The organism is Leifsonia sp. 563 (genome assembly GCF_040545055.1).
Classification (GTDB): domain Bacteria; phylum Actinomycetota; class Actinomycetes; order Actinomycetales; family Microbacteriaceae; genus Leifsonia.
On the sequence record NZ_JBEPLE010000008.1, the window covers coordinates 191,070 to 209,787 of the forward strand.

Here is an 18,718-nt window from a genome sequence, read left to right on the forward strand (position 1 = left end):
CGGTTCACCCGTTTCGTCCTTCGCACGTCGGAGGCATGTCGTACGCTGCAAGTGTTCAATCGGGAATCCGCCGTTCTCGAATCGATTCGAGGGCAATCGATTCGCGGGGAACGGACATACGCGGCGGTTGGAGGTCGCGGGGGAGGGGGAGACATGCCACAGCTGTTACCCCTGCGCCTGCTCGAGACCGTCGGCCTCCGCAGCAGCGCCACTGCCGACCCGCGCGCCGGCTCCGCCGAGCCGCCGACGGGCGTCATCGACGTCGACCCGGCCATCGCGAGCACCGGCCCGCTGTCGATCATCGCGCCCCGCCGCATCGGCGAGAGCGACCTCGCGGTGTACCCGCTGTCGCTGGGCGCGAGCGTCTTCGGCTGGACGGCCGACGGCGACACGTCCCTCGCCATCCTCGACCGTTTCACCGAGCTGGGCGGCGACTTCATCGACACGGCCGACAGCTACGTCGGCGGCCGCAGCGAGGTGCTCATCGGCAAGTGGATGCGCGAGCGCCGCAACCGCGACCGCATGGTCGTGGCGACGAAGGTCGGGCGGCACCACGACAACCCGGGCCTCGGCTCCGTGAGCATGATCCGCGCCGTCGAGGCGTCCCTCGAGCGGCTGCAGACCGACCACATCGACCTGCTCTACTTCCACGAGGACGACCCGGAGACTCCGCTGGAGGACAGCCTGGCGACGGCCGAGTGGCTGATCGAGAGCGGCAAGGTGCGGTACCTGGGCGCATCCAACTTCAGTGCGGACCGCCTGATCGAGGCGCGCATCCTGGCATCGTCGGGCTTGCCGAAGTTCGTCGCCATCCAGACGCAGTACAACCTGATGCACCGCAGCGAGTTCGAGAGCGCCCCGCGCATCGTCGCGGCGGCGCAGGGGCTCGCGGTGATGCCGTACTACGCCCTGGCGAACGGCTTCCTCACCGGCAAGTACCGCAGCAAGGGCGACCTGACAGCGGGCGCGCGCAGCGTCCGCGCCGCCGCCTACGTGAACCGTCGGGGCCAGCGCGTGCTCGCCGTCCTCGACCGCATCGCGGCCGAGCACCACGTGGCGCCCGCCAGCATCGCGCTCGCCTGGCTGCTCGCCAAGCGGACGATCGCGGCACCCGTCGCCAGCGCCAGCCGGCCGGATCAGGTCGACGCGCTGATGGCCGCCGCGGGCATCCGCCTCACGCGGTCGCAGATGCTCGACCTCGACCGCGTCTCGGAGTAGCTCGCGCCTGCCCGGCCCGCCCGGTCCGCCGCGCAGACGTGGGTCGCAACACGCCGTTATTCGGGTCGCATAACGGCGTGTCGCGACCCACAGCTTGGTCGCGCCGGTCAGACCTCGCCGAGGATGCGGTCGAGCGCCCGGTGCAGGGCGGCGCCCGCGGCGATCGGGTCGCCGACGTAGCCGCCGGCGAGTGCGCCGTCGCGCGCGAGGATGAGGTCGTCCGCGGCGTCTCCCGGCCGCGGGTGGCCGATCTGGCGGAACAGCTCCTCGATGCGGTCGGCGTACCAGTCGCGGTGCGCGGTCACGGCGACACGGACCGGGTCCGTCTCGTCGGCGAACTGCGCGGCGGCGTTGATGAAGGGGTCGCCGTGGAAGCCGGGGCTGACGGCCTGGTCGTTGATCGAGTCGACGAGGGCGCGTGCGATGTCGCGTGGGTCGTCGTGCTTGGCCTCCTGCTCGGCGAACCATTCGCGCACCTGGCGGTCGCGACCCTCGACGTACGCGATGATCAGCAGGTCCTTCGACCGGTAGTGCTTGTAGAACGTCGCCTTCGTCACACGGGCACCCGCAATGATGCGGTCCACGCCGACGGTGTGGATGCCCTCCTGATAGAAGAGCTGATCCGCCGTCGCGAGGATCTTGACCTTCGACGGCGCGGGCGGCCGGATGGTCGCTCGGGCACTTACGACCATCCGGCACGACTCCTTTTCGGGGAGGCTGGGTCGCCTCCGCATTGCTGTTCGTAGGGCCGATCGCATCCGGCGCGGGGCACCGGACACGATGGCTTTCACAGTATAGCGGTAGACAGACGAGTCTGTTTGTCCTCTTTTTCCCAGCCGCGGCATCCCGCGTGCTCTGGCGTAGGGTGGAGGGGATGAACAGCGCAGTCGACCTCCCGCTCGGTATGGCCGACTTCACCTTCGCGGCGTCCGGCGAAGCGCTGGTCCGGCGGACGGTGCTCCCGAGCGGAGTCCGCATCCTCAGCGAGCAGGTGCCCGGCGCACGCAGCGCGACACTCGGCTACTGGGTCGCCGTCGGCTCGCGCGACGAGAGCGACGGCCAGCCCGGGCATCCCGGCTCCCTCGGCTCCACGCACTTCCTCGAGCACCTCCTCTTCAAGGGCACGCGCACCCGCACCGCCCTCGACATCGCCGTGTCGTTCGACTCGGTGGGCGGCGAGCACAACGCCATGACGGCCAAGGAATACACCTGCTACTACGCGAAGGTCCAGGACCGGGACCTCGCGATGGCGGTCGAGGTCATCGGCGACATGCTCACGTCGTCGGTGCTCGACGCGGCCGAGTTCGAGAACGAGCGCGGCGTCATCCTCGAGGAGCTCTCCATGGCGGAGGACGACCCGGCCGACGTCGCCAACGAGCGGATGTTCCAGGCCGTCCTCGGCGACCACCCGCTGGGCCGTCCCATCGGCGGTCGCCCCGACACCATCCGTGCCGCGAGCCGCGACGGCGTGTGGGAGCACTACCGCGCCAACTACCGGCCGCAGGACCTCGTGATCACCGCCGCGGGCGCCGTCGACCACGAACTGCTGGTCGCCGGCGTCGAGCGGGCTCTCGCCGCCGCGGGCTGGGATCCGGAGCTCGTCGCCACCCCGGTCGCCCGCCGCCCTGCGGTCCCCGCCGACATCCGCCGCGGCAGCCCCATCGTCACGGTGGAGCGCCCCATCGAGCAGGCCAACGTGTTCGTCGGAATGCCCGGGATCCTGGCCACGGACGACCGCCGCACGACCATGAGCGTGCTGAACTCCATCCTCGGCGGCGGGATGTCGAGCCGCCTGTTCCAGGAGGTGCGCGAGCGTCGCGGCCTGGCCTATTCGGTCTACTCGTTCTCTGGCTCGTACTCCGACGCCGGCGTGTTCGGCCTCTACGCAGGATGCACCCCGGCGAAGGCACGCCAGGTCACCGAGCTGATGCTCGACGAGCTGCGGCGGCTCGCGTCCGGCGGCGTGACGCCCGACGAGCTGCGCCGCGCGGTCGGCCAGCTGTCCGGTGGCGCGGCCCTCGCCCTCGAGGACTCCGACACCCGCATGTCCCGTCTCGGCCGTGCCGAGATCACGCTCGGCGAGTTCGCCGACCTCGATGAGAGCCTCCGGCGCCTCCACCTCGTCACCGCAGACGATGTGCGCGCCCTCGCCGCCGATCTGGCGGACCGGCCGGTCTCCGTCGCCGCGGTGGGGAGCGTCACCGACGACGTGTTCGCCGGCCTCGCCTCCTGACCCGCCCTTCCTTCCGTTCCATCTCCGAAAGGTCCCGCTCGTGCCCCACTACATCTACCTCGTGCGCCATGGCGAGCAGCAGGATGCCGAGCACGGCCTGCCGGACGGCCCGCTCTCCCCGCGCGGCAAACGCCAGGCGCAGCTGGTCGCCGAGCGGCTGAGCGGCATCCCGTTCACGTCGATGTACCACTCGCCCCTGGTGCGGGCGACCCAGACAGCCGAGATCATGGCCGAGCGGATGCCGGCGCTCGAACCGCAGCCGTCGAGCCTGCTGTTCGACTGCATCCCCTCCGGTCCGACCCCGGACATGCCCAAGGCGTTCGAGTCGTTCTTCGGCCCGGTGACGGAGGCGGAGATCGAGGCGGGCCGCGCGCAGATGGATGACGCCGTGCACGAGTTCCTCACCCCGGCGATGGGAGACCGGCACGACCTGCTGGTGACCCACAACTTCGTGATCGGCTGGTTCGTCCGGCACGTGTTCGACGCGCCGGACTGGCGCTGGCTCGGCCTCAACCAGGCGAACTGCGGCCTGACGATCATCCGCGTCCGCTCCGCCAAGCCGCCGGTGCTGGTGGTGCACAACGACCTCGGGCATCTGCCGGTCGAACTGCGAACGGGACTCCCCGAGCTGCAGCCGGTCTGACCCCCCCCGGCCAAGCGGCGAACAGCTCCTGAGTTTTTCGGCCTCCGAGCGCCGATTCGGCCGAAAAACTCAGGAGCTGTCGGCGTCAATGGAGGGGCTTGCGGAACCAGTCGGTCGCGTTGGGGTTGTCGTTGTACGGCTGGATCGGCTCGTAGCCGTGCGAGCGGTACAGGCCGCCGGCCGCCTCCAGACTCGCGTTCGTGTCGAGCACCAGCTCGGTCGCACCGAAGCCGCGGGCGCGCAGCTCCAGCTCGGCGAGGATCGCCCGGCCGTACCCGTTGCCGCGCTGCGTCGGCGTCACCCACAGGTGCTTGATCTCGTATCGCACGACCGGCACGCCCTCCTCGATCTCCGACAGCGGGACGCGCAACTCGCGGATCCCGCCGCATCCCACCTCCACGCCTTCGTCGTAGGCGAGCAGGAAGACGCCGTTCGGCGCCACGAACTGGCCAGGATCCGGGAACGAGGTCCGGTACGCGCCCTGCGAGCTCGGGAACGTCTCCGCGCGCTCGGCGAAGTAGTCGGACAGCATCCGGTGGGCGGTCGCGTCGGTGACGGCGACGTCTGCGAAAGACACCATCGGCCCAGCGTAACGCGGCCCGCGGGTAGGCTGATCGGGTGAGCATTCGCGTGGCCGTCGCCGGGGCGACCGGAAAACTGGGAAGCGTGGCGGTCCGTCTCATCGAGGAGGCCGACGACTTCGAGCTCGTCGCACGGCTCGGCTCCCGCTCGCCGCTGGAGGACATGCTCGGCGCGGACGTGCTCGTCGACATGACGCTTCCGCAGGTCAGCCCCCGGATCGTCGCCTTCGCGGTCGATCACGGCCTCAACGTTCTCGTCGGGACATCCGGCTGGTCGGCGGACCGCATCCTCGACCTGGAGCGTCGCGTCGCCGAGCACGAGGGACGCGGCGCCGTCGTCATCCCCAACTTCTCCCTCGGCTCGGCCCTGGGCACCGCGTTCGCCACCGTCGCCGCCCGGTTCTTCGACTCCATCGAGATCGTGGAGACCCACGGTGCGGGCAAGGTCGACTCGCCGTCCGGCACGGCGGTGCGCACGGCCGAACTCATCGGCGCCGCACGCGCGGCGAAGGGCCCGGTGGAGGCGCCGCACTCCGACCAGCGCGCTCGCGGGCAGCAGGTCGCGAGCGTACCCATCCACAGCCTCCGGATGCGCGGGGTCGTCGCCCAGCAGCAGGTGATCTTCGGCGGCGCGGGGGAGCAGCTGACCATCCGCCACGACACGATCGGCCCGGAGGCGTACGAGGCGGGCATCCTCCTCGCGCTGCGCGCGGCCGCGACCGCGACCGGCGTGACCGTCGGCCTCGACAAGCTCGTCGACCTCGGGATCGCCGAGCCGAGCGGCGAGCCGCCGCGCCCGACCGTCCGGGATGCGGGCGACGACGGCACCGACCCGACGCGATAAGAGGCCGGCCGCTATGAGAAACCGTTTGGCCGCCATCCTGATGGCGGTCCTCCTGCTCGTCTACCTCGTGCTGGTCACCCAGCGCGCGATCATGCTCGTGCTGACCGGCGAGCCGGTCGGCATCGCCATGGGTGTCGCGCTGATCGTGCTCCCGTTCATCGCCGCGTGGGCCATCGGCCGGGAGCTGCTGTTCGGCGCGCGCACCGAGCGTCTGGTGCGGCAGCTGGATGCGGAGGGCGCGCTCCCCGTCGAAGACCTGCCGACCCGTGCGAGCGGCCGACCGCTCCGGGACGCCGCGGATGCGGAGTTCCCGCGGTACCGCGCCGAGGTCGAGGCGGAGCCGGAGAGCTGGCGCGCCTGGTTCCGCCTCGGGCTCGCCTACGACGCCTCCGGAGACCGGCGTCGGGCGAGGGAAGCACTGCGGCAGGCGATCCGCCTCGAGCGTGCACAGGCGAAGGCGGAACGTCCCGCGGCACGCTGAGCACCCGGCTCCGGATGCCGGCGGGGGGAGTGCAACTGCGTCAGGCCGCGCGCACCTCGACGAGCCGGTCCATCGCATCCTCGATCGTCGGATCCCGGAACTCGAAGCCGTCGTCGAGTAGCGCCTTCGGCACCACCAGCTGATCCGCGAGCAGCAGTTCACGGCCGGCGTCCTGCAGCGCCAGCTCGATCGCGAACTTCGGCACCGGCAGGAGGTACGGCCGTCGCACAGCCTGTGCGAGCGCGCGCACGATCTCTCCGGCCGTCGCGGGCGTCGGCCCGGCGATGTTGACCGGCCCCTCGAGCGACGAGGTCAGCAGATGGACGAGCGCTGCCGCCTCGTCGTGCAAGCTGACCCAGGGCCAGTGCTGGCGTCCGCCGCCGAGCGGTCCGGCGAGTCCCGCCTTGGCGAGCGGGAGCAGCGGTTTCAGGGCGCCGCCGCGGCCGATGACGACACCGGTCCGCGCGAGCGCCACCCGGGTGGACGATGGCGCGAGCCGGGCTGCCGCCTCCCACGCGTCGACGACATCGGCGAGGAATCCCCGCCCCTTCGTCGCCGCCTCGGTTAGCTGCTGGCCCGGGCGGTCGCCGTAGTAGCCGACGGCGGAGCCGCTGACGAACACGTCGGGCGGGGTGTCGGCCCGGCGCATCCCTTCGGCGAGCGTGCCCGTCGCCTGCAGGCGCGACGACAGGATGCGCCGCCTGGTCGCGCGCGTCCAGGGCAGTCGCTGCAGCGAGCTGCCGGAGAGGTTGACGACCGCGTCGGCCCAGTCGAGAAGCATGGGGTCGATGGAGCGTTCCTCCGGCGCCCAGCGGAACTCGTCGGCGTCGGCGGGCTCGCGGCGGACCAGCCTCCGCGTCTCGTGTCCCGCCGCGGCCAGCTGGCGGCGCAGCTCGCCGCCGATCATGCCGGAGGCCCCGGCGAGCAGTACGCGCATGTCCGGCCGCCGGCGGATCAGGCGAGCGACGCGTCGAGGGTGATCGGGATGCCGACCAGTGCCCGCGACACCGGGCAGGTGCTCTTGGCCTCATCCGCGAGGCGCTGGAAGTCCTCGTCCGAGAGCCCGGGAACGCTCGCGGTGACGGTCAGGTGGCTGCCGGTGATGCCCTGAGCCGGGTCGAAGGTGACCGCGGCGGTGGTCCGGATGCTCTCCGGCGCGTTGCCGAACTGCGCGAGCACGTTCGAGAAGGCCATCGAGAAGCAGGCGGCGTGCGCCGCTCCGAGCAGTTCCTCCGGGGTGGTGACCTCGGCGCCGCCCTCGGAGCGGGCCTTCCAGTTGACGGCCAGTTCCGCCGCGTGCGACGAATCGAGCGTGACCGTTCCGGAGCCGCTCCTGAGATCGCCGTTCCAGACGGTGGTGGATGCGCTGGTGACTGCCATGAAGACCTCCTCGTGACGCTCCGCCGCCGAGCGCGGCCGGGCGTCTTCCACCCTAGTGACGGGTTCCGACACCGTCACCGGGTGCTGGGCGGATTCCCGGCTGGGCCGCTCGCTCAGGCGTCGGCGCGGCGCCGGATGAGCCGCGCGCGCACCAGCAGGAGATACAGCTGGCAGCCCAGGCAGTATCCGAACACGGAGTTGAGGAAGGCGGCGGCGAACGCGAGCGCCGCGGCGATCGGGAGGGCAAGTGGCACGCCGGACACAAACAGAACGAGGCCGACGCCGGTGACGAGCAGCCCGACCGCCTGCGCGAAAGTCGGGGGCGCCGGGTCCTCGAGCTCCGTCGGAGGCGCGAGCCGGGGCCGGATCACGGCGCGGAACAGCACGCCGTACGGATGGCGGCGGATGCCGGCGAAGGCACCCCAGGCGAAGAGGAGCGCGATGACGAGCAGCAGTACCGCCGCGCCGGCCGTCGCCCCGATGAGCGAGAGGAACAGGTCGATCAGCAGCAGGACAGCGGTGATCCCGGCGCCGAAACGCGGCGACCGCGGGTCGATGCCGGTGCGAGCGGACGGATCAGGCTGAGACATGGTCACTCCCGAGGATGCGGTGGAGGGTGAGGCGGACGTCGGCCGGGCGGGCGGCGCCGCCGATCCGGGCGCGGACAGCGCCCGTGGCGTCGAGGACGAGGGTCGTCGGCGTCTGGAGGATCCCGAAGCGGGTGGCGAGCTCCGGCCTCTCGGTGAGGTCGACCTCGGTGTGGGTGACGCCGTCGACGTCGGCGGCGACGTCGTCGAGCACGCGGGCGGTGGAGCGGCAGGGTGCGCAGAACTCGGTGGAGAACTGCAGGAGGGTGGCACGGCCGCCGAAGCCGTCGACGCCGACCTCGGCGGGGATGACGACGTCGTGGGTGCGCACCGTCCGGGCCCGGCCGGTCGTCGCGCGCCAGAGGAGACCGGCCGCCGTGACGACGGCGACGAGCCCGAGCAGGATGCCGAGAGCCGCGAATCCGTTCACAGGTCGGGACGCTACGCCGACGCTGGGGACAGCGCAGCTAATGTGACCTCCCGTGACGGCGACCCGATAGCCTTGTGCCATGGCTGCTTCCGAGAATCCGTTCGGCCAGGTCCTCGTCGCCCTGGTCACCCCGTTCACCGCCGATGGCGAAGTGGACTGGGCGGCGGTCGAGAAGCACATCGACGACGTGATCCGCGCGGGGGCGGACGGCATCGTGGTCACGGGCACGACGGGGGAGACCTCGACGCTGACGGACCCCGAGAAGCTCCGCCTGGTCGAGGTGGGCAAGTCCGTCGCCGACGGCCGGGCCAAGATCATCACCGGCGGCGGGTCCAACGAGACGGCTCACGCAATCCAGCTGTACCAGCAGAGCGAGAAGGCCGGGGCCGACGGCGTCATGGTCGTCACGCCGTATTACAACAAGCCGACGCAGGCCGGCATCCTGACCCACTTCCGGATGATCGCCGACTCGACGGATCTTCCGGTCATCCTCTACGACATCCCCGGCCGGACCGGCGTCCCGATCAAGTACGAGACCATCCTCCGCATCGCGAAGCATCCGAACGTGCTCGCGATCAAGGACGCGAAGGGCGACTTCAGCGAGGTCAGCCGCGTGCTCAACCAGACCGACCTGATGTACTTCTCGGGCGACGACGCCAACGTGCTCCCGCACCTCTCCATCGGGGCGAGCGGGCTCATCGGCGTCACCGCCAACATCGCCGCGACCCCGTACCGCCAGATCGTGGATGCGGTCAACGCAGGCGACCTGGCGACCGCCACCGCCGCCCACATGAAGCTCGAACCGCTGGTGCGCGCGGTGATGACACACGTGCCCGGTACCGTTGCTGCCAAGTACATCCTCCACGGCCTCGGCCGCATCTCGAGCCCCCGCGTGCGTCTGCCGCTCGTCGGGCCCGAGGAGTGGGAGGCCGCTCAGATCGAAGACGAGCTCGACCTCGTCACAGACATCCCCGGTGTCGACTTCTCGAACTTCCGCCCCGACCGCAACGCGGCCGCGGGCGGTGCGCTCCCGAAGATCGCCGGGACCACACGCTGACGACCGCACAGGCGGTCGAACACATGGCGGGCGCGCGAAGCCCCGCGAAGAACACAGAAATAGGAGGGCACATGCCCAACCTCGTCGCCGAGCCTCCCGCGCTCGAACCCGGAACACTCCGCATCATCCCGACGGGCGGTCTCGGTGAGATCGGCCGCAACATGACCGTCTTCGAATACGAGGGAAAACTCCTCATCGTCGACTGCGGCGTCCTCTTCCCCGAGCAGGACCAGCCGGGCGTCGACCTCATCCTCCCCGACTTCGCCCCGGTGCGCGATCGCTTGGATGACGTCGTCGGCGTCGTGCTCACCCACGGGCACGAGGACCACATCGGCGCCGTTCCGTACCTGCTCAGGCTGCGGCGCGACATCCCGCTGATCGGCTCGGGTCTGACGCTGGCCCTGGTGGAGGCGAAGCTCAAGGAGCACCGCATCCAGCCGTACACGCTCACGGTCAAGGAGGGGCAGGTCGAGCAGCTCGGCCCGTTCTCCCTGGAATTCGTCGCGGTCAACCACTCCATCCCGGATGCGCTCGCCGTGGCGATCACCACCCCGGCCGGGGTCGTGCTCCACACCGGCGACTTCAAGATGGACCAGCTTCCGCTCGACGACCGCATCACCGACCTGCGGGCCTTCGCGCGCCTCGGCGAGAAGGGCGTCGACCTGTTCCTCGCCGACTCGACCAACGCCGACGTCCCGGGCTTCACGCCCCTGGAGCGCTCGATCGGCCCGGTGCTCGACGCCGTCATCGCCCGGGCGCCCCGTCGCGTGATCGTCGCCAGCTTCTCCAGCCACGTCCACCGCGTGCAGCAGGTGCTCGACGCCGCCGCCGCGAACGGCCGCCGCGTCGCCCTCCTCGGCCGCTCGATGGTCCGCAACATGACCATCGCGGCGGAGCTCGGCTACCTCAAGGTCCCCGATGGCGTGCTCATCGACTACAAGAAGGCCGCCGACCTCCCCGACGACGAGATCGTCTACATGTCGACCGGATCGCAGGGCGAGCCCATGGCCGTGCTCGCGCGGATGGCGAACCTGGACCACCAGATCGAGGTCGGTCCCGGCGACACGGTGATCCTGGCGTCGAGCCTCATCCCGGGCAACGAGAACGCGGTCTACCGCGTCATCGACGGGCTCACCAAGCTCGGTGCGAACGTCGTACACAAGGGCAACGCGAAGGTCCACGTCTCGGGCCACGCGGCCGCGGGCGAGCTGCTCTACTGCTACAACATCCTGAAGCCGAAGAACGTCATGCCCGTGCACGGCGAGTACCGCCACCTGGTGGCCAACGCGCGCCTCGCGATGGACACCGGCGTTCCCGAGAAGAACACGATCCTGGCGGAGGACGGCTCGGTCGTCGACCTGCGCGACGGCGTCGCCCGTGTGGTCGGCCAGCTCGACCTGGGCTTCGTCTACGTCGACGGCTCCAGCGTCGGCGAGATCACCGACGCCGACCTGAAGGACCGCCGCATCCTGGGCGAGGAGGGCTTCATCTCGATCATCGTCGTCGTGGAGGCCGCGACCGGCCGCATCGTGACGGGCCCCGAGGTGCACGCCCGCGGTTTCGCGGAGGACGACGCGGTGTTCGACGACGTCAAGCCGAAGATCGCCGCCGCCCTCTCGGAGGCCGCCCACAACGGTGTCCGCGACTCGCACGCGCTCTCGCAGGTGGTCCGCCGGACCGTCGGCCGCTGGGTCAACACCAGCTACCGCCGCCGGCCGATGATCGTGCCGCTGGTGATCGAGGCCTGACCCGGCCTCGCGCAGGCCGGCCGGGATCGTTACCCGCCGGAAACACGCCGGTGGGTAACGTTCGTCCATGAACGCGTTCCACATCCGTCCCGCCGTTCCCGGCGACGCCCGGGTGCTCGCGGACATGCTGGTGGAGGCGGCGAACTGGAATCCGGTGCGCACCAGGCCGCGGGTGACGGTCCTCGACGATCCGTCCGTCCGCCACTACATCGCGGGCTGGCAGCGGCCGGGCGACTTCGGTTGCGTGGCCGAGGACGCCCGCGGCGTGCCTGTCGGCGCCGCCTGGGCGCGCCTGTTCTCGCCGAGCGACCCCGGCTACGGCTTCGTCGCGGCCGGGGTGCCCGAGCTGACGCTGGGCGTCTACCCCCAGTGGCGCGCGCAGGGCGTCGGCCGGGCGCTGCTGCGCGAGCTGGCGCGCGACGCGGCGGCGCGCGGCCACGCGCGACTCAGCCTCAGCGTCGAGCGCTCCAACTTCGCCCAGCGCCTCTACATCAGCGAGGGTTACGTGACGGTCGCCTCGGGAGAGGGCTCCGACACGATGGTGCGCACAGTTCGCTGACGGGGCCGGATTTCCACAACTCAGGCGCGGGAACCGCGTGATGACGGGGGCACGACGTACCGTTGTGCCATGGCTACGAGCACCAAGTCGAATGCACGCGCCCGGAACTCCGGTCGCGGCGGGTCGACCGCGCGCAAGCCGGCGTCGAAGACCGCGCAGCAGAAGACGGTCGCCTACCCGGCAGCCGATGCGGGGTCCAGTCCGCTGATCCGCGCGTGGATGGGCCTCGCCCACCTCACCGGCGCCGCATTCCGTGCGCTCGGTCCGGAGAAGCTGGCGAAAGAAGAGCGCCGTGACGGGTTTCCGTTCTTCCTGGTCCTGCTAGCAGCCGCCGGTGCCGTCATCGAGTGGTTCTTCATCAACAACCAGGTCGCGCGCATGCTGGACGCATCGACGTTCGGTCTGCTCTTCGGGCGCGTGGCGTTCGCACTCCCGGTGGTCATGGTGCTGTTCGCCGCGTGGCTGTTCCGCCATCCCAGCTCGGTTCACGACAACACGCGCATCGGCATCGGCCTGAGCATCCTGCTGCTCACGGTGTCCGGGCTGTGTCATCTGTTCAGCCCGCACCCGTCTCCGAGCGACGGCGTGAACGCGCTCGCGCAGGCGGGCGGTGTGCTGGGGTGGCTGATCGCCGCGCCGCTGTCGCTGCTGATCACGCCATACGGCGCGGGCGCCGTCATCATCCTGCTGCTGATCCTCAGCCTCTTCATCATCACCAAGACACCGCCGAACAAGCTGCCCGAGCGCATCCGTGAGCTGTACGCCTACCTGTTCGGGGCGCAGCTGCCGACGGAGGACGAGCGTCAGGAGGCGAAGGAAGCTCGATCCAAGCAGGTCGAGCTCGACGGCGTCGACGACGAGCCGGAGCAGGAGGCCAACCTGCCCTGGTGGCGCCGGAACAAGTCGCAGCGCGAAGAGGACCCGGAGTATGACGCCGCCCCGGCGGACGGCCTCACCGAGGTCTTCGGCGCAGGCCAGCGGGGCAAGGGGGAGTTCGCGACCGCCCTCGAACCCGACCCGGCCAGCGATCACTACAACACCGAGGTGCTGAGCGAGCTCGCCAACGCCGAGGACGCCCTGCAGCGGTTCACCGGAGAGCAGCCGCCGACGGCCGTCGCGCCGCTCCCGCCGGTGGGCGGCGCCCCTGGAGGCGCGGCCGTGCTCCCCGGTTTCCAGGCCGGCGCCGAGGACTTCGACGAGGAGGTCGCCCCGCCGGCGCTCCCGGAGCCGTCTGCTCCGTACAACCTCCCGTCCGCAACCATGCTGTCCGCCGGAACGCCCGCGAAGACCCGCTCCGGCGCGAACGACGAGATCGTCGCCGCCATCACGTCCGTCCTCACGCAGTTCGGTGTGGACGCGAAGGTCACCGGCTACTCGCGCGGCCCGACGGTCACGCAGTACGAGATCGAGCTCGGCCCCGGCGTGAAGGTCGAACGCGTCACCGCGCTCAGCAAGAACCTGTCGTACGCCGTCGCGAGTAACGAGGTCCGCATCCTCTCGCCGATCCCGGGCAAGAGCGCGATCGGCATCGAGATCCCGAACAGCGACCGCGAGATCGTGTCGCTCGGCGACGTGCTGCGGTCTCCCGCGGCCACGAAGAGCGTCCACCCGATGACGATCGGCGTCGGTAAAGACGTCGGCGGCGGCTTCGTGGTCGCGAACCTGGCCAAGATGCCCCACCTGCTCGTCGCCGGTTCCACCGGTTCGGGCAAGTCGAGCTTCGTCAACTCGATGATCACCAGCCTCCTGATGCGCGCGAAGCCGTCCGAGGTGCGGATGGTGCTCATCGACCCGAAGCGCGTCGAGCTGACCATCTACGGCGGCGTCCCGCACCTCATCACGCCCATCATCACGAACCCGAAGAAGGCCGCCGAGGCCTTGCAGTGGGTCGTGAAGGAGATGGACATGCGGTACGACGATCTGGCGAGCTTCGGCTTCCGCCACATCGACGACTTCAACCGCGCCGTCGTGAACGACGAGATCGTCCTGCCCGCCGGCAGTGAACGGAAGCTGAAGCCGTATCCGTATCTGCTCGTCGTCGTCGACGAGCTCGCCGACCTGATGATGGTCGCGCCGCGCGACGTGGAGGACTCGATCGTCCGCATCACGCAGCTGGCACGCGCATCCGGCATCCATCTGGTCCTCGCCACCCAGCGACCCTCGGTGGATGTCGTGACCGGACTGATCAAGGCGAACGTCCCCTCGCGGCTGGCGTTCGCGGTGACGAGCGTCACCGACTCGCGCGTCATCCTCGATCAGCCGGGCGCCGACAAGCTGATCGGCCAGGGCGACGCCCTGTTCCTGCCGATGGGTGCATCCAAGGCGATCCGCGTGCAGGGCGCGTGGGTCAACGAGGACGAGATCCAGAAGGTCGTCGACCACGTCACCCGGCAGGCGCGGCCGGAGTACCGGCAGGACGTCACGGTGTCGGCCGAGAAGAAGCAGATCGACTCCGACATCGGCGACGACCTCGAGCTCCTGCTCGCGGCCGCCGAGCTCGTCGTGTCGTCGCAGTTCGGCTCCACGTCGATGCTGCAGCGCAAGCTGCGCGTCGGCTTCGCGAAGGCCGGCCGGCTCATGGACCTGCTGGAGTCCCGCGAGATCGTCGGGCCGTCCGAGGGCTCCAAGGCCCGCGACGTGCTCGCCACGGCGGAGCAGCTCCCGCAGGTGATCGCGCGGCTCCGCGGCGAGGAGCCGCCCGCCGGCGTGGCACCGTCCGCGCCGAGTGCCGCGGCGGGAGCGGGAGCGGGCGCGTCCGCTGCGCTCGGACCCGCTGCCGGGGCCGGTGACGCTGAGATCGACGACCGCTACGGAAACGACCCCGTCGCGGCGATGACGGCGGGCTATCCTGAGGTCGAGGGCGACTCCGACGAGGACGCCTGGCAGCTGACCGACAGAGAGTAGACGACCACGATGTCGGTGCCCGACACGCCTCCGCCCGCAGCGGCGGACGGCGGAACAGAGCACGTGAGCAACTGGAACCTGCCCAACGCGATCACCGTGGTGCGCATCCTGCTCGCTCCACTGTTCGTCTGGATGCTGCTCGCCGACGGCGGAGACGACGGCTGGCTCCGCTGGGCGGCCGCAGTGCTCTTCATCGTCGCGATCGCGACGGACGGCGTGGACGGCGCCCTGGCCCGTCGCCAGGGGCTCGTCACCGACCTCGGCAAGCTCCTCGATCCCATCGCCGACAAGGTGCTCACCGGGGGTGCGCTCATCGCGCTTTCCATCCTGGGGGAGCTGCCCTGGTGGGTGACCGTCGTGATCCTGGTCCGCGAGATCGGGATCACCGTCTACCGCTTCGTCGTGATCCGGCAGGGCGTCATCGCCGCCTCGCGCGGCGGCAAGATCAAGACCATCGTCCAGTCGGTGGCCATCTCCTTCGCGCTCGTCCCGCTGTGGACGGTGTTCGGAGACTGGATCTTCTGGGTCAACGGCATCCTCATGACCGCGGCCGTCATCCTCACGGTCTGGACCGGCATCGACTACCTCTGGCAGGCGTGGAAGGGCCGGAGAGCGAAGCATGCCGTCGCCTGATCCATCAGCGACAGAGACGGTCGTCCACGCGTTGATCCAGCGCAGGCTCACGATCGCGGTGGCCGAGTCGCTCACCGGCGGCCTCCTCACCGCCGAGCTCACCAGCGTCCCCGGAGCCTCCGCCGTCGTCCTCGGGGGAGCGGTGGTCTACGCCACCGAGTTGAAGCACACCCTGCTGGGGGTGGACGCCGCTCTGCTCGCGGCGGAGGGCCCCGTCCATCCCGAGGTCGCCCGTCAACTGGCCGTCGGCGTCCGCGATCGTCTGGCCGTCGCCGACCGCCCGGCCGACATCGGAGTGGCTACGACGGGAGTCGCCGGACCCGATCCGCAGGGCGGGCGACCGGTCGGCACGGTCTATGTCGGAGTCGCTTCCGATGCGGGTGCGCGGTCCGTCGCGCTCGCTCTCACGGGCGATCGAGACGGCATCCGCCGGCAGACGGTCGTCGAGGCCGTCCGGGCGCTTGCGGACGAGCTCGGCATAACGGGTGTTTGAGACTCCCGGATTACCGCGGGAATACGCGGTGTTTCGGTCTGGTTACACCTGCTGCATTCACAAGAAAAGCCCAGTAGCCCTCGATATCGTGGAGCGCAGGGATGCGGTACATTCGTATCCCATCGATACGTCGGCAGGGTAAGAGAGGGAGGCTCCGAATGATTCTTGTACGTCAGGAAATCGGCGACGTGCTCAGGGACTTCCGCCTGCAAAAGGGTCGTACGCTCCGCCAGGTCGCCAGTAAGGCGAGCGTCGCGCTCGGGTACCTCAGTGAGGTCGAGCGCGGACAGAAGGAGGCGTCGAGCGAGATCCTCGCCTCCGTGGCAGACGCTCTGGAGACGCCGGTCTCGGTCATCATGCGCGAGGTCGGCGATCGGATCGCGGTGCTCGAGGGTCTCGAGCCGGTCATTCCGGACACGGTTCCGGACGAGTTCGTCTCGGCGATGGACTCGGACCTGGTCGCCCGCTGATCCCGCACACTCAGGAGGACGCCCCGCTCTCGGCGGGGCGTCCTTCGTTTACCCCCTCCCGGCTCTCCGAAACTAAGGACCCATGAAGCTCAGCGAGTTCCAGCGCGCCGTCACCGACGAGTTCGGCAGCACCTACGGTCAGACGCTGCTGACCGACCTCGTCCTCGGCGAACTCGGCGGCCGCACGCCCAACGAGGCCATCGCCGCGGGTCTGTCTCCGCGCGAGGTGTGGATCGCGCTCTGCAAGGAGACCGGTGTGCCGCAGTCACACTGGTACGGCGCGGGAAAGCCTGCCCCGAAGCGCTGACCGTCGGCGCGACACGCCATTTTCGGTTCTCGAAGATATGTTCGGAACTGGCTACACTTCTTCACATCGGCAGTCGAAAACCGGTTGTCCACAGATGCGCGTCCCTCGCTTCGGGTGTCGGACGTCACTCCTAGAGTCGAACCGTAGCGAAGCCCACGAAGGAGAACCGCAAAATGCCATCACCCGCAGACCGCGAGAAGGCCCTGGAAACAGCCCTCGCGCAGATCGACCGCCAGTTCGGCAAGGGCTCCGTCATGCGACTGGGCAGCGACGAGCGCGCCCCCGTCGAGGTCGTGCCGACCGGATCCATCGCCCTCGACGTCGCCCTCGGCATCGGCGGACTGCCCCGCGGCCGCATCGTCGAGATCTACGGCCCGGAGTCGTCGGGTAAGACGACCCTGACCCTTCACGCCATCGCCAACGCCCAGCGGGCGGGCGGCATCGCAGCCTTCATCGACGCGGAGCACGCGCTCGACCCCGAGTACGCACGAAAGCTCGGCGTCGACATCGATGCGCTCCTCGTCTCGCAGCCCGACACGGGTGAGCAGGCGCTCGAGATCGCCGACATGCTGGTCCGCTCCGGCTCCATCGACCTGATCGTCATCGACTCCGTCGCCGCGCTCGTGCCCCGCGCCGAGATCGAGGGCGAGATGGGTGACTCGCACGTCGGCCTCCAGGCCCGTCTGATGTCGCAGGCTCTTCGTAAGCTCACCGGTGGCCTCAACCAGACCAACACCACGATGATCTTCATCAACCAGCTGCGTGAGAAGATCGGTGTCTTCTTCGGCAGCCCGGAGACCACCGCCGGTGGTAAGGCGCTCAAGTTCTACGCGTCGGTGCGCCTCGACATCCGTCGTATCGAGACTCTGAAGGACGGCGCCGACGCAGTCGGCAACCGCACCCGGGTGAAGGTGGTCAAGAACAAGATGGCCCCGCCCTTCAAGCAGGCGGAGTTTGACATCCTCTACGGTGTCGGCATCTCCCGCGAGGGCAGCCTGCTCGACTTCGGTGTGGAGCACGGCCTCGTCAAGAAGTCGGGCGCTTGGTACACCTACGAGGGTGACCAGCTCGGCCAGGGCAAGGAGAACTCGCGCAACTTCCTGATCGCCAACCCGGACATCGCGTCCGAGATCGAGCAGAAGATCAAGATCAAGCTGGGCATCATGGCCGACCCGAACGCGGTGGCGGAAGAGCCGTCCAACGTCGGGTCGATCGAAGACAAGCTGCAGGCTCGAAAGGGCGCGTAACCGTGCCCTTCGCCTCACGGAGGAGATCCTCGTGGTGGTGAAGTTCCCGTCCTCTCCGCAGGACGACCAGGGTGACGGCACGTCGACCGCCGAGGCGGGGGAGCGGGAGCATTTGGCTCCCGTAACCCCACTCCGGCGAGCGGCCTCCACCCGCGGTGCCGACGGCGACCAGCATCCGTCGCGCCGCGGCAAGGCCCACGAGGGCCGGTCGCAGGAAGGCGTTGTGCGGCCGGTGGTCGCATTGCCTGGGGAGGCTCCAGGCGGGGATGCCGCGGCGGGAGCCGCGCGCGGGCGATCCGGTCAGAGGACCGACGCGGGGTTGGACTCCGGGTGGAACAACACCTGGGGCGCCGAGCCCCCGGCGCCGTCGATTCCCGACGAGGCGGAGGTCGACGAGGAGACGGTTCGGCAGGCGCGCAAGACGTCCGGGGTCGCGATCCGTCAGCTGGCGCGGCGGGGGATGTCGCGGTGGGAGCTCGAGCAGTTGCTCACCAAGCGCGAGATCGACCCGGCGGTGTACGGGCCGGAGCTCGATCGGCTGGAGGTGCTCGGCGTGATCGACGACGCAGCGCTCGCTGCGACGCTTGCCTTCACCCAGCACAGCCGGAAGGGGCTCGGGCGCACGGCGATCGAGCAGGAGCTCAAGCGCCGCCACATCGATCCCGTCCTGATCGAGGCCGCGTTGGCCGACATCGGCGACGACGACGAACTGGAGCGCGCGACGGAGCTGGCCGTGAAGCGCATGGGGCAGCTGTCGTCCTACGACGACGAGACCGCCCGACGCCGGCTGCACGGGTTCCTTGCGCGCAAAGGGTACGCGTCGGATGTCGTGCGGCAGGCGATGGATGCGGCGTTCGCGACCCGGCGCCCGCGTGGCGGTTCCGGAGTCCGTTTCCAGTAGGC

21 protein-coding genes are annotated in these 18,718 nt (G+C 70.0%); 15 read left to right on the forward strand and 6 right to left on the reverse strand.

What is annotated here, in order from left to right:
* The first annotated feature begins 153 nt into the window (after nucleotides 1-153).
* A complete protein-coding gene (locus tag ABIC47_RS18790) occupies nucleotides 154-1,218 on the forward strand; it encodes an aldo/keto reductase (protein WP_018191472.1) in 1,065 nt (354 codons plus the stop codon).
* Nucleotides 1,219-1,325: 107 nt separating this feature from the next.
* Here the strand turns inward: ABIC47_RS18790 and ABIC47_RS18795 are convergent, their stop codons facing one another.
* Entirely contained in the window at nucleotides 1,326-1,910 is a 585-nt protein-coding gene (locus tag ABIC47_RS18795; RefSeq protein WP_018191471.1) for a TetR/AcrR family transcriptional regulator, read from the reverse strand.
* Between the two features lie 182 nt (nucleotides 1,911-2,092).
* Between ABIC47_RS18795 and ABIC47_RS18800 the strand changes: the two genes are divergently transcribed.
* Nucleotides 2,093-3,451 (forward strand): M16 family metallopeptidase, encoded by a 1,359-nt coding sequence (locus ABIC47_RS18800; RefSeq protein WP_354482994.1) that lies wholly within the window; start codon nucleotides 2,093-2,095, stop codon nucleotides 3,449-3,451.
* A gap of 40 nt (nucleotides 3,452-3,491) precedes the next feature.
* A complete protein-coding gene (locus tag ABIC47_RS18805) occupies nucleotides 3,492-4,094 on the forward strand; it encodes a histidine phosphatase family protein (protein ID WP_018191469.1) in 603 nt (200 codons plus the stop codon).
* Between the two features lie 85 nt (nucleotides 4,095-4,179).
* On the opposite strand, the gene ABIC47_RS18810 is transcribed toward ABIC47_RS18805, so the two are convergent.
* On the reverse strand, nucleotides 4,180-4,674 hold the full coding sequence (locus ABIC47_RS18810; protein ID WP_018191468.1) for a GNAT family N-acetyltransferase: 495 nt from the start codon (nucleotides 4,672-4,674) through the stop codon (nucleotides 4,180-4,182).
* Between the two features lie 38 nt (nucleotides 4,675-4,712).
* Between ABIC47_RS18810 and dapB the strand changes: the two genes are divergently transcribed.
* Complete coding sequence (dapB, locus tag ABIC47_RS18815) at nucleotides 4,713-5,519, forward strand: 4-hydroxy-tetrahydrodipicolinate reductase (protein ID WP_089876419.1); 807 nt, start codon at nucleotides 4,713-4,715, stop codon at nucleotides 5,517-5,519.
* Between the two features lie 13 nt (nucleotides 5,520-5,532).
* Entirely contained in the window at nucleotides 5,533-6,000 is a 468-nt protein-coding gene (locus tag ABIC47_RS18820; RefSeq protein ID WP_354482997.1) for a tetratricopeptide repeat protein, read from the forward strand.
* A 40-nt stretch (nucleotides 6,001-6,040) separates the two neighbouring features.
* Here ABIC47_RS18820 and ABIC47_RS18825 read toward each other — a convergent pair whose 3' ends face one another.
* The 4 genes from ABIC47_RS18825 to ABIC47_RS18840 form a co-directional block, all read right to left on the reverse strand.
* Nucleotides 6,041-6,937, reverse strand: a complete 897-nt coding sequence (locus tag ABIC47_RS18825; RefSeq protein ID WP_354483000.1) for a TIGR01777 family oxidoreductase — start codon at nucleotides 6,935-6,937, stop codon at nucleotides 6,041-6,043.
* A gap of 17 nt (nucleotides 6,938-6,954) precedes the next feature.
* Nucleotides 6,955-7,380: an OsmC family peroxiredoxin gene (locus ABIC47_RS18830; RefSeq protein WP_026307219.1), complete on the reverse strand. Its 426-nt coding sequence runs from the start codon at nucleotides 7,378-7,380 to the stop codon at nucleotides 6,955-6,957.
* A gap of 113 nt (nucleotides 7,381-7,493) precedes the next feature.
* Nucleotides 7,494-7,970, reverse strand: coding sequence for a DUF4395 domain-containing protein (locus ABIC47_RS18835; protein ID WP_354483003.1), 477 nt, complete (start codon nucleotides 7,968-7,970; stop codon nucleotides 7,494-7,496).
* Nucleotides 7,957-8,397: a TlpA family protein disulfide reductase gene (locus ABIC47_RS18840; protein ID WP_020077311.1), complete on the reverse strand. Its 441-nt coding sequence runs from the start codon at nucleotides 8,395-8,397 to the stop codon at nucleotides 7,957-7,959. Before ABIC47_RS18840 ends, ABIC47_RS18835 begins: the two co-directional genes overlap by 14 nt.
* Nucleotides 8,398-8,476: 79 nt before the next feature.
* Here ABIC47_RS18840 and dapA point away from each other — a divergent pair, with 79 nt between their 5' ends.
* The 10 genes from dapA to ABIC47_RS18890 all read left to right on the forward strand — a co-directional run bounded on the left by dapA (nucleotide 8,477) and on the right by ABIC47_RS18890 (nucleotide 18,716).
* Nucleotides 8,477-9,454: a 4-hydroxy-tetrahydrodipicolinate synthase gene (gene dapA, locus ABIC47_RS18845; RefSeq protein WP_018191461.1), complete on the forward strand. Its 978-nt coding sequence runs from the start codon at nucleotides 8,477-8,479 to the stop codon at nucleotides 9,452-9,454.
* A gap of 71 nt (nucleotides 9,455-9,525) precedes the next feature.
* The gene (locus ABIC47_RS18850; protein ID WP_018191460.1) at nucleotides 9,526-11,202 is read left to right on the forward strand and encodes a ribonuclease J; all 1,677 of its coding nucleotides are present in this window, start codon (nucleotides 9,526-9,528) and stop codon (nucleotides 11,200-11,202) included.
* 67 nt (nucleotides 11,203-11,269) lie between these two features.
* Nucleotides 11,270-11,761 carry a GNAT family N-acetyltransferase gene (locus ABIC47_RS18855; RefSeq protein ID WP_089876411.1) on the forward strand — a complete coding sequence of 164 codons (492 nt, stop codon included), beginning with the start codon at nucleotides 11,270-11,272 and terminating at the stop codon, nucleotides 11,759-11,761.
* A 69-nt stretch (nucleotides 11,762-11,830) separates the two neighbouring features.
* A complete protein-coding gene (locus ABIC47_RS18860; protein WP_354483008.1) occupies nucleotides 11,831-14,665 on the forward strand; it encodes a DNA translocase FtsK 4TM domain-containing protein in 2,835 nt (944 codons plus the stop codon).
* Nucleotides 14,666-14,674: 9 nt separating this feature from the next.
* Complete coding sequence (gene pgsA, locus ABIC47_RS18865; protein WP_018191457.1) at nucleotides 14,675-15,298, forward strand: CDP-diacylglycerol--glycerol-3-phosphate 3-phosphatidyltransferase; 624 nt, start codon at nucleotides 14,675-14,677, stop codon at nucleotides 15,296-15,298.
* A complete protein-coding gene (locus ABIC47_RS18870) occupies nucleotides 15,285-15,791 on the forward strand; it encodes a CinA family protein (protein WP_354483011.1) in 507 nt (168 codons plus the stop codon). The genes pgsA and ABIC47_RS18870 overlap by 14 nt, the downstream gene beginning before the upstream one ends.
* A 158-nt stretch (nucleotides 15,792-15,949) precedes the next feature.
* The gene (locus tag ABIC47_RS18875; RefSeq protein ID WP_018191455.1) at nucleotides 15,950-16,261 is read left to right on the forward strand and encodes a helix-turn-helix domain-containing protein; all 312 of its coding nucleotides are present in this window, start codon (nucleotides 15,950-15,952) and stop codon (nucleotides 16,259-16,261) included.
* Nucleotides 16,262-16,343: 82 nt separating this feature from the next.
* Entirely contained in the window at nucleotides 16,344-16,568 is a 225-nt protein-coding gene (locus ABIC47_RS18880) for a DUF3046 domain-containing protein (protein WP_018191454.1), read from the forward strand.
* Between the two features lie 173 nt (nucleotides 16,569-16,741).
* Nucleotides 16,742-17,815: a recombinase RecA gene (gene recA, locus ABIC47_RS18885; RefSeq protein WP_018191453.1), complete on the forward strand. Its 1,074-nt coding sequence runs from the start codon at nucleotides 16,742-16,744 to the stop codon at nucleotides 17,813-17,815.
* A gap of 31 nt (nucleotides 17,816-17,846) precedes the next feature.
* The gene (locus ABIC47_RS18890; RefSeq protein ID WP_354483015.1) at nucleotides 17,847-18,716 is read left to right on the forward strand and encodes a regulatory protein RecX; all 870 of its coding nucleotides are present in this window, start codon (nucleotides 17,847-17,849) and stop codon (nucleotides 18,714-18,716) included.
* Nucleotides 18,717-18,718 lie beyond the last annotated feature (2 nt).